This is a genomic window from Chitinophagaceae bacterium (assembly GCA_030053935.1).
Classification (GTDB): domain Bacteria; phylum Bacteroidota; class Bacteroidia; order Cytophagales; family JASGCU01; genus JASGCU01.
Genome location: JASGCU010000010.1, coordinates 6330 through 17823 on the forward strand (window position 1 = coordinate 6330; position 11494 = coordinate 17823).

The window sequence follows — 11494 nt, forward strand, 5'->3', positions numbered from 1 at the left end:
GAAGAAGCTCGTAAAAAAAATGAAGAAGAATTAGCGGCTCTGAAAAAAGAAAGAGAAGAAGCTCATAAAAAATTAGAATCTACTATGGATAAATTAGGTTTTAATATTGGTATGGGAGTGGAAGAAATGTTTGCTGATGGGCTTAAAAATAACCCTACTATCCATGATATTCATTTTGATTATGTACATAAAAATGTAGAGTTCTTTAATGACAAAGGAGACACTGCTACAGAGATAGATATAGTATTGGTAAATAAACAGAGTGTAGCCCTTGTGGAGACGAAGCATCGTTTTAGAAAAGAAGATTTAGAAAAATTTCTTGAGAAACAATATCCATTGTTTCAAAAATATGGAGGAATTATACTAAGAGAAAATATTTATTTATTCATCGCAGGGCTTTCATACGATCCAATAGTGATAAAACAAGCCCAAGAATTAGGAATAGGTATTCTCCATCTCAAAAACGAGGTGATAGAAGTAGAAGGGGAAGTAAAAAATTATTATCAGTAAAGATTACAGAATTTATTTATACACTTTGGTTAGAATATTTTATATTACAATAGAATGAACACTCTCATAAAAGAAATAAAAAAACATTGGAATGGTTGGACGCAGGTAAATCCCATTATACGTTTCGCGTTAATACATATATCTGTTTTTTTAAGTGTGATTCTATGGAAAACTATTTTAAGATGGAACGATGCTTTATCTATATATAATAGTGCTATAAATTTTTTCATTATTACTCATCCATCTGACCTATTTGAGCATAGATTTTGGGCTGTGCTTACTTATTTTTTTGTTCATGATAATTTTTTTCATCTTATTTTCGATATACTATTTATGTATTTATTTGGAAAGATTGTGATGCATTACATGAGCAGAAAACATTTTATTACTCTCTACCTTTGGGGAGGTGTTGTGGCCGGTTTTGTTTGTGTTTTGATGTTTAAGATAATTCCTTACAACCAAGAAAGAGAGGCATTTATTCGTATAATGGGTTCTTCTGCGTCTACCTTTGCTTTGGCATGCGCTTTATTAGTTTTTATCCCTCATTATTATATTTCTGTATGGATAGTTGGACCGGTCAAGATTAAATGGATAGTCTTGTTTTATATTATAATATCTTTTGCAGAATCTGTAGAAACAAATTACATGAATATTTTTTGTTATGTAGTAGGTGGGATATTTGGATGTATATATGGTTTACAATTAAAAAAAGATACTACCCCTTATTTATATTCTTCTTTTTGGAAATGGATAAAAAAAAATACATCCGCCTCCCCATCTTTAAAACAAACCTATAAAAGCGAACAAAAAGCATCAGATAGATCGTATAAAGAAACAAATTCTTTGGTATCCCAAGCAGAGATAGATGCTATTTTAGATAAAATATCTGATAAAGGATATGAAAGTTTAACCACCGAAGAGAAACAAAAATTATTTACGAGTTCCAGAATGTAACTATTTTTGTATGAAAAAGAACCAATATAATTTTAGAATACTTATTTGATAAACCATCTGTATATTCACCTTAAAAAATAATAATCAAACAAACATGAAGAAAGTAGCAATAGTATATTTTTTATTTATAGTAATTGCAAAAGCACAAATTGTAAAGTTTATCCCACAAACACTCACAGCAGAAGACAGTGTAGAAATTATATACGATGCGAACCAAGGCACGCAAGCACTTATGGGGGTAACATCAGTTTATATACACACAGGGGTTGTTACTACCAACACCAACTCTCCTACAGGAAACGATTGGAAATATGTAGTAGGAAATTGGGGAAAAGACGATGGTATTGGTAAAATGAGCAAAGTAACAGGAACCACAGACCAATGGAGAATAAAACTTACTCCGTCTATAAGAAGTTATTATAAAGTCCCCGCGGGAGAAAGTATTTATAAATTGGGTATGGTTTTTAGAAATGCTGATGGTAGTAAAGAAGGAAAGGGAATAAGAGGTGATTTTGCAGGTGGCACTGTTATTGATAACGGAGATATTTTTCTCAATATTTCTTCCATTCCATATATAAGTATCCTATCTCCTACAGAAAGCAATATCTTTTTAAAAAATGGAGATTCCATCAGATTTGTAGCTACAGCATCCACAGATGCTACTTCTCTTACTCTTTCTTTGAAAGAAGATGATGGAATTTTTCAGCAAGTTTTAAGTCTAAATAATACTCGGAGTATCCGTTTTAGTAAATATATTTCTCATTCCACCAAAATAACATTCAAAACAGAAACACGTTTTGGAGAAACCACAATACATAATATGAAAGATTTTTTTATACATGTCCGCACTTCCAGTATTATAGAAGCACTTCCACCGAACATAAAAAATGGTATCAACTATAATGCATCAGATTCTACGAGCGTTATCCTTGTACTTCAAGCACCAAAAAAACAATTTGTATATGTGGTAGGCGATTTTACAAATTGGCAAGTAGAAGATAATTTTTTGATGAAACAAACTCCCGATTCTCAATATTTTTGGTTAGAAATAACATCACTCCAACCTAAAAAAGAATATGCTTATCAATATTGGGTAGACGGAACAATAAAAATTGGAGATCCTTATGCAGATAAAGTAGCCGACCCAAATAATGATAAATATACTTTTGATTCTTTACAAATACTAAAAATTCCAACAGAAGTTGGTATCGCTTCTGTTTTACAAACAGGGCAAGCACCTTTTCAATGGGGAGAGTCAGAAAATAATTGGGTAAGACCTAAAAAAGAAGAACTTATTATTTACGAACTTTTGATACGTGATTTTGTAAAACAACATTCTTATAAAGCCCTTCTAGATACCCTTCCTTACCTAAAGAAATTAGGAGTAAATGCCATAGAACTTATGCCTATCATGGAATTTGAAGGAAATGAAAGCTGGGGATACAATCCCATATACCACATGGCAGTAGATAAATACTACGGTACAAACAACGAACTCAAAACATTTATTCAAGAAGCCCATAAACAAGGGTTTGCTGTTCTATTAGATATGGTATTAAACCATGCATTTGGACAAAGCCCCTTAGTTCGTATGTATTGGGATACTCAAAATAATAAACCCGCTCGGAATAGCCCCTGGTTTAATACTGATGCACCCCATCCCTATAATGTAGGATATGATTTTAACCACGAAAGCCCATACACACAATCTTTTGTAGATGATGTAAATACATACTGGTTGAAAGAATTCCACTTTGATGGGTATAGATTTGACCTTACAAAAGGATTTACAAATACAACATCCACAGAACAAACTGCCTCAAATTACGATGCTTCTCGCATATCTATTCTCAAAAGAATGGCTCTCAAGATATTTGAACATACCCCCAATGCTTATGTTATATTAGAACATTTTGCCGAAGAAAGAGAAGAAAAAGAACTATCAGATGCAGGAATGCTGCTTTGGGCTAATGGAAGCTATAGCTATGGAGATATTTTATTAGGAAAAACATCCGCCAATATATCATTCGTAAATAACAAAACAAAAGTCAGCTATATGGAAAGTCATGACGAAGAACGTCTGATGTATAAAGCAATGAATAGTACAGAAGGAAATGCAACTTATTTTTTAAAAAATAAACATATTGCTCTTAACAGAGTAAAAGCACTCGCTTCTTTTTTTTATACAGTCCCTGGACCAAAAATGATGTGGCAATTTCAAGAATTAGGATACGATATCAGCATAAATTTTAATGGAAGATTAGGAAACAAGCCATATCCTTGGGGAAATGAAGGATTAGGCTATTATGAAGATAACGAAAGACAAAAACTTTTTAAAGTACATTCGGCTATTATAAACTTAGTAAAAGAATACAAAACCGCTTTTACCGAAGGAAAATTTACATGGACTTTCACCAATGACCCTCAAACCACAGAAGTAAAACATGCTTCTATAGTTATAGAACATCCCTCACTTTCTGTGGTAATAGTAGCAAACTTTACTACCCAAGAAGTCACAGCCCGAATACCTATTCTCTCTCAAACAGCTACATGGTATGATTTTTTCTTCAAAGACATAAATACCACTCCCTTTACAGCAAATGAACCAATCAAACTATACCCAGGTGAATTTCATATATTCGTAGATAGAAGAGTCAATTTTCCAGAAGCAGGATTAGTAACCCTCTTCAAGCCATTAGTAACCGTAGAACCATCTCAGTTCACTCCTAAAGATTCTGTCCTCCTTACCTTTCAACCTATCTATTCTCCTGATAGATGGACATTAGATGGAGAAAAATGCTACATGGTGGCGGGAGTAGTAATCTCTCCAACTGGGAATAAATTAGAATATATAAAAGGTACCGAAAATAGAGATGATGGAATAGGACTTATGGCTACTCTCAAAACATCACCAATAAAATATAGTATTCTTTTCAAACCACGAGAATATTTCCAAGTCCCAACAAATATACCTATTTATAAAATCGGATTGTTTTTCAGAAATGCAGACGGAAGTAAAATAGCAAAAGGAATATATGGAGATACTATCTTTTTAAAAGTATCCTCCGAAGGAAAAATAGTAACCGTAGAACCCGAAAATTTTGGACCTAATACAGAAATAAAAATTATTTTTGATGCCCTTGTAGCAAATAATGATGGTACAGCAGGACTTGTAAATGCGAGGAAAGTATATATGCACTCAGGAATTATTACTACATCAGCACAAGGAACCTCATGGGAGCATGTAGTAGGAAACTGGGGAACAGATGATAATATAGGGCAAATGACAGCAGTGCCAAATGAACTAAACAAATGGCAAATAACAATCACTCCACGAAATTACTTTACTGCTGTTCCCCCAACAGCAAATTGGTTCCGTATAGGAATGGTATTTAGAAATGAAGACGGCTCCGCTCGAGGAAAAGACGAAGGAGCATCTGATATTTTTGTAAACTTTCACCAAAACACAATCATAAATACCACCCCTCTTATCACTTTAGTAGAAGAAAAACACATAGACAATACCGTACATATATTCCCTAATCCCACAAAAAAAAAAATATTCTTGCAATTAGAAGATAACTCTTTTTTTAGCACTCAATCCATTGATTTCTGGGATATAAATGGAGTATATATAAAAACAAATATTCTTATTGTAAATAATACAATAGAAATGGATATTTCTCATCTTAAAAAAGGAATATACTTTGTGTCTATTACTCTCAACGATAGATATACTATAAAAAAGATTTTGATAGAATAAAAAAATAATTTTTCAATAATTAAAAATAGTAAACCTCACGTATAAATTATATAAAAAAAAATGAAATTATTAGAAAACAAAGTAGTCCTCGTAACAGGTGCGTCTAAAGGAATAGGATTATCTATCGCAAAAGTATTTGCAAAAAATGGTGCAAACGTAGCTTTTACCTATCTTAATAGCATAGAAGCAGCGCATCAATTGGAAATAGACCTTCAAACAGAATCTATAAAGGCAAAGGGATATCGTTCTGATGCTTCTGACTATTCTTCCGCAGAGCAGCTTATAAATGATGTAATAAAAGATTTTGGAAAAATAGATATTTTGATCAATAATGCAGGTATAACGCAGGATGGTCTTTTGCTCAGAATGTCTGAAGAACAATGGGAAGCGGTTATAAAAACAAACTTGAAATCTTGTTTTAATACAGTAAAACATACCACAAAACTTTTTCTCAAACAAAAAAGTGGTGCTATTATAAATATAACCTCTGTTGTAGGCATAAAAGGAAATGCAGGACAAGCAAACTACGCAGCATCCAAAGCAGGCATTATAGGATTTACAAAATCAGTAGCTTTAGAGTTAGGTTCTAGAAATATTAGAGTAAATGCAGTAGCCCCAGGATTTATAGAAACCGAAATGACCCAAGTATTAGACCAAAAAACAGTAGATACTTGGAGAGAAAATATTCCTCTCAAAAGAGGAGGAACACCCGAAGAAGTAGCAAATGTATGTGTATTTCTCGCATCCGATATGGCAAGTTATATCACAGGACAAGTTATTCAAATAGATGGAGGATTACTCACATAAAAAATATATGAAAACAATTATTTGCTGTATCTTATTGGGATTTAATATCTTCAATGCTTATTCATGGGGACAAAATGGACATAGAATTGTAGGATTAATAGCAGAAAAATACCTTACTCCCAAAGCAAAAAAAAATATACAAAAAATACTCAAAGGAGAATCTGTAGCAATGGTATCTACGTACGCAGACTTCATAAAATCTGATTCTTTTTATAAAAAAATGGATCCACTTCATTATTGCACGATTGCTGACGATACTCTTTATGATGGTCCCCCTCAAGAAGGCGATGCTATTATGGCTATAGAAAAATTTGTAAAAGAGTTACAAACCAAAAAATTTACCGAAGGTGATGAAGCATTCACTTTAAAGTTTCTTATCCATATCATTGGAGACATACACCAACCACTTCACGTAGGAAGAGGGGATGATAGAGGAGGAAATGATATAAAGGTAAAATTTTTTTCAGAAGAAACAAACCTCCACTCCGTATGGGATTCTAAAATCATAGATGCACAGCAACTCAGCTATAAAGAATTTACAGATTGGATTCTAACAAAAAATAGAAATACAGAACAAATAAAAAAATGGAAAAAAGACACTCTTATGAATTGGGTTTATGAATCTATGAGCTATAGAAAAACTATATACAGTATTCCTGAAAACAAACGTTTAGGATACGAATATATATATCAAAATTTAGAAATAGTGTTATTAAGGTTACACCAAGCAGGGGTAAGATTAGCAGGAGTATTAAATAAAATCTACAAATAAAAAAATATAATGAAAAAGCTCTTTTTAGTAAGGCATGCGGAAGCAAATGAAAATGTATTTAAAGGAATGAGTGATTTTGAAAGAATGCTTACAAATACAGGCATAGCACAAGCGTCACACTTAGGAAATTTTTTGAATCAAAATTTTGTAAATGTAGATCTTATTATTACAAGCGATGCGGAAAGAACTTTTACTACCTCAAAAATTATAGCGGAACAAATAAAATATCCATTAGAAGATATTATATCATCACATAATATGTATAAATCTTCTGTGCGCTTATATTTAGAGATTCTTCATGAACTAAGTGATGTAAATGAATGCATTCTATTGGTAGGTCATAACCCTGAAATTACTTATATCGCTGAGTTTTTAACAGGTGCGGAAATAAATATCATGGAACTCGCATCTTTTGTAGAAATCCATTTTGATACCAATTGGAAAGAGGTTTCTAAAAATTCAGGAGTATTTAAACAATACAAAGTATAAAGTATTATGATAACTTACCTTATTGGAAAATTTATTGAAAAAGAACCAACGCATACCATAGTAGAACTCAATGGTATCGGATACGATGTCAAAATATCTTTATCTACTTATTCTTTTATAAAAAACTTGATGGAAGGAAAGTTATTTACTCACTTACATATAAAAGAAGATGCTCATACACTCTATGGATTTGCTACTTTATACGAAAAAAAAAGATTTTTAGACCTTCTATCTGTAAATGGGGTAGGACCTAGTACTGCACTGCTTATTCTCTCTTCTCTTTCTGTAGAAGATATTACAAATGCTATTATAAAAGAAGATCTAAAAATAATACAATCTGTAAAAGGTGTTGGAACTAAAACAGCACAAAGAATCTTATTAGAATTAAAAGATAAAATAAAAAAAGAAGAATTTACAGAAAAAATAATACAGGGACCCATTCAGCATACAGAAACTCTTAAAAAAGAAGCTATAGTAGCACTTTCTGTATTAGGATTTCAAAAACAAATGGCTGAAAAAAATGTAGACGTAGTATTAAAAGAATATAATAATACCATAAGTTTAGAAGACCTCATCAGAATAGTTTTGAAAAACTATAAATAATTATTATGAAGAGTGAGATTTTAAAAACAAAAAATACACATTCCATGTTTACATTCCCATATAATTATCTACTATAACAGGATGTAAGGTTTCTCTATCCATCTTTTGTATTTCTGCAAATGAGAAAAATTTTATTTCTTGTATTATCTGTTCTGATAATGGCATTTCTGGATCTTTTCCTAACATTAATGTTCCCATTATTTTTTTTACTTCAAAAAATAATTCTATTGAATGAATGGGCTTTTGAAGGTACTCATAGAAAAACAAAAATCTTTTTACTTGTATTTTCAGCCCTGTTTCTTCCACAAACTCTCTTTTGAGATTCTCTTCTACGGACTGTCCAAAAACCATTCCTCCGCCTGGCGGTATCCACATATATTGCTTTTTCCCTACCCCTACATGTTTCAACAGAAGAATTTTTTTTTCTTGTATATAAATCCCACAAACTCTTATACGTAAATGATCCCCATATAATTTTTCTAATATTGTATGTGGCTCGTTCATTATTTTATACTATCGTATTTGCTTATTTGTGTATCAAAAAAATTTTCTGATGAAAAATTGAGAGAATCAAATTCATCTAATGTAGTATTTACAGTATCGTTTTTTTGTGTTTTATTGTTTTCTGAATATATACGTTTAGAAACAAATAATTCTCCAAAAAATTTATTATAATAAAATTGGTCTTCATTATAAGAATATTTTATACTATTATAGTCAAAGGAATATTTTGGATATGACTTTTTATCTATTGTCATAAATCGAATACTATCTTTTTTTGATATTTTTGAGGAATCGTGCTTAAAATGAATATTACTAGACACTAAAGAGTCGGGGATTATAGAAGTAGTAACTGTATCTTTATTTTCTATACTTGGGAAAAACTGGTTTTGTTTTTTTACGATATTTATGGTTTTATTTTTATGCTTTTTTGATTTTTTTTTCAATAGCCCGTATGTATTTTTTTCTACGTTATATTTTTTGAGAGGAGTATAATTTGGTCCGAATAGAGAAAATCTTTCATATCGTATTTGTTCGTAGAGGTGTTGGTGTTTGTCAGAATAGTGATAATCTAAAGAATTTTTTGTTTTGAATAATGTCTTACAGCTATCACATATTATTTCCATGTATTTTGAGGTAGATTTCAGTGAGGTAGTAGGATATTGTTTGAGTAAGTAGGAGCTTTGATAAGCAGGACATACAAGGTTGTAATCACATGCTGAAAAGACAAGTATTACCAGCAAAAAAACATTTTTTTTGAGTAGGGACATTAATTTTATTTTATGTCATTTGTATAATGACAGTGTTCTCAATTATTTGATATGTTATTGTAAGAAGTTGGTGTTTTTTTCTTCACAACATCTTTATATGGGTTATACCCATTTGTATTTTTTTGATAATATCCTGTTCCATCATAAGGTCTTTTATGAGGATTTTGTTGGCATTCGGCGGAGCAGGTACCTTCTAATTTTTCAGCACATTCTTTACAAATAGGCACATGCTTATTACAAGTAGGATTTGCACAGTTTATCATCTTATCACAGATTTTTTTACAGACATAGCATGAACCTACTATTGTAGGGTTTATTTTATTGACATCTACCGCTATTCTACTATCAAATACATAACATTTTCCTTCAAAGTATTCTCCATCTGCTTCTATGCCATATTTTATAATGCCACCGTGAAGTTGGTATACGTTTTCAAACCCGTTTTCTAAAAGATATGCACTTGCTTTTTCACATTTTATCCCACCAGTACAATAGGTGATAATTTTTTTATTTTGAATAGTTTTTTTGAGTACATCTATTTTTTCTTTCAACTCTCTAAAATTTTCGATATCCAAAGTAATTGCATTTTTAAATTTCCCCACTGAATATTCATACTTTGACCTTACATCTAATAGGACTGTATCTTTTTCATTGTTTTTTAAAATACTATGCATTTCTTTTGGTTCTATATATGCTCCTGTTTTTTGTATGGGATTTATATAAGGAAGCCCTGAATGAACAATTTCACGTTTTATTCTGACATGAATTTTTTTAAATACATGAAAATCCACATATTCTATTTTAAATTCTATATGTGCGAATCGTTTATCTGCTTTGAGATGTTCCATATATTCTTGGCAATTTTCTACAAGTCCGCTTACAGTGCCATTTATTCCTTCTTGTGCGATGATAATTCTTCCGAGTAGTTTTTTTTCTATACAGTATATATGGTGGGCTTCTCGAAAAGATTCTGTATTATCTATTTGTGTGTAGCAATAGTAGAGTAGAACGCTATATTTTTTCATTTTATTTTTTGTATTCTTTTCGTACATTTTAAATAATTTATTAATATGCAAAAGTTACATAAACTTTTTATTAAATATAAAATGATATATAAAAAATGAGTCGTATTTCTGTTAAAAAATAGGTATTTTATTTCAAAGAGCTCACAATAGTTTTCACATTAAAAGAGAACATACCTATATAATTTCCTTCGGGGGAATTAATTTCTCCCATCGCATCGGAATAGAGTTTTCCTCCTATAGTAAGGGTATGCCCTTTTTCTTTGCATCCTAATATAACAGCTTTCATAGATTTTTCTGATACGGAGGTTTCTAAAAAAACTGCTTTTACATTTTTGCTTACGATTTCATTCACTATATAGGTTATATCTTTTAAGCCGAAGTCCGATTGTGTGGATATTCCTTGCAATCCCATTACTTGTATATTATAAGCATCTCCAAAGTATCCAAAGGCATCGTGGGCTGTTATGAGAATTTTTTGAGATGGTGGTATGGTATTTATTTCTTTTTTCGCCCATACATCTAATGAATCTAATTGGGAGAGATATGCTATTTCGTTTGTTTTATAAAAATTTGTATGGATAGTGTCAAATGTTTGAAGATAGGAGCTTATTGTTTTTACTGCTGTTTTCCAAAGTTTTATATCAAACCATACGTGTGGGTCAAAAGAATGAGCAAATGCTGAATTGGTTCTTAATAATTTTTTATTTATGTCTTTTGTAACAGGTATGACGGGTTTTTGTCTTGCTAATTTTTCAAATACATCTTCCATCTTTCCTTCTAAAAAAAGTCCATTATAAAATACAATATCTGATTCTAAAAGGGTGGTTATATCTCCTTGTGTCGTTTTATAGAGATGTGGATCTACTCCTGCTCCCATTAAAAAAGAGGCGGACACGGTATCACCAGCTATGTTTTTAACAACATCGTATATCATATTGGTTGTGCAGACAATTTTTATTTTTTTTGACTTTATTTCTTTTTTTTCTTCGCAGGATATATTCCATGTAAGTATAAGAAGAAGGTAGAGTATTCGCATACAGTTTTTATATAAATTATGAATTGTTAATTATGAGTTATGAATTATTTTTTAGTTATAATATTGTAGGGGAAGATATATTTGGATTCGTTAATAGCAATGATAATATATTAAGCAAACATAAAAGTCTAGGGCTACGATTTTTAATAATCAGTTTTCCATACTTTTGGTTGAAATTACTATCATTTACAATTTCTACTTTGTTTTTATTATAAATGCAGGGAATATATAAAAAGAGAGCATCCCATCAATTTTATGTAGGAG

The 11494-nt window shown here is 31.0% G+C and carries 11 protein-coding genes; 7 read left to right on the forward strand and 4 right to left on the reverse strand.

Translation table 11 applies throughout. The features are described 5' to 3' along the window. The 7 genes from QM536_02310 to ruvA form a co-directional block, all read left to right on the forward strand. The coding region (locus QM536_02310) for an NERD domain-containing protein (GenBank protein ID MDI9355844.1) at window positions 1-510 on the forward strand (510 nt) is incomplete at its 5' end. A gap of 54 nt (window positions 511-564) precedes the next feature. Then, window positions 565-1464: a rhomboid family intramembrane serine protease gene (locus QM536_02315; protein ID MDI9355845.1), complete on the forward strand. Its 900-nt coding sequence runs from the start codon at window positions 565-567 to the stop codon at window positions 1462-1464. A 94-nt stretch (window positions 1465-1558) separates the two neighbouring features. Then, window positions 1559-5227 carry an alpha-amylase family glycosyl hydrolase gene (locus QM536_02320; GenBank protein MDI9355846.1) on the forward strand — a complete coding sequence of 1223 codons (3669 nt, stop codon included), beginning with the start codon at window positions 1559-1561 and terminating at the stop codon, window positions 5225-5227. A 60-nt stretch (window positions 5228-5287) separates the two neighbouring features. Further along, entirely contained in the window at window positions 5288-6034 is a 747-nt protein-coding gene (gene fabG / locus QM536_02325) for a 3-oxoacyl-[acyl-carrier-protein] reductase (protein MDI9355847.1), read from the forward strand. A 7-nt stretch (window positions 6035-6041) separates the two neighbouring features. Beyond that, the gene (locus QM536_02330) at window positions 6042-6806 is read left to right on the forward strand and encodes a S1/P1 nuclease (GenBank protein ID MDI9355848.1); all 765 of its coding nucleotides are present in this window, start codon (window positions 6042-6044) and stop codon (window positions 6804-6806) included. A 9-nt stretch (window positions 6807-6815) separates the two neighbouring features. Further along, window positions 6816-7295, forward strand: a complete 480-nt coding sequence (locus tag QM536_02335; GenBank protein ID MDI9355849.1) for a histidine phosphatase family protein — start codon at window positions 6816-6818, stop codon at window positions 7293-7295. A 6-nt stretch (window positions 7296-7301) separates the two neighbouring features. Beyond that, a complete protein-coding gene (ruvA, locus tag QM536_02340) occupies window positions 7302-7898 on the forward strand; it encodes a Holliday junction branch migration protein RuvA (GenBank protein ID MDI9355850.1) in 597 nt (198 codons plus the stop codon). Window positions 7899-7946: 48 nt separating this feature from the next. On the opposite strand, the gene QM536_02345 is transcribed toward ruvA, so the two are convergent. The 4 genes from QM536_02345 to QM536_02360 all read right to left on the reverse strand — a co-directional run bounded on the left by QM536_02345 (window position 7947) and on the right by QM536_02360 (window position 11230). Continuing rightward, a complete protein-coding gene (locus QM536_02345) occupies window positions 7947-8402 on the reverse strand; it encodes an NUDIX domain-containing protein (GenBank protein ID MDI9355851.1) in 456 nt (151 codons plus the stop codon). Next, window positions 8402-9142, reverse strand: coding sequence for a hypothetical protein (locus QM536_02350; protein ID MDI9355852.1), 741 nt, complete (start codon window positions 9140-9142; stop codon window positions 8402-8404). The genes QM536_02345 and QM536_02350 overlap by 1 nt, the downstream gene beginning before the upstream one ends. A gap of 65 nt (window positions 9143-9207) precedes the next feature. After that, window positions 9208-10194, reverse strand: a complete 987-nt coding sequence (locus QM536_02355) for a rhodanese-related sulfurtransferase (protein MDI9355853.1) — start codon at window positions 10192-10194, stop codon at window positions 9208-9210. Window positions 10195-10321: 127 nt separating this feature from the next. Beyond that, window positions 10322-11230: a zinc ABC transporter substrate-binding protein gene (locus tag QM536_02360; GenBank protein ID MDI9355854.1), complete on the reverse strand. Its 909-nt coding sequence runs from the start codon at window positions 11228-11230 to the stop codon at window positions 10322-10324. Window positions 11231-11494 lie beyond the last annotated feature (264 nt).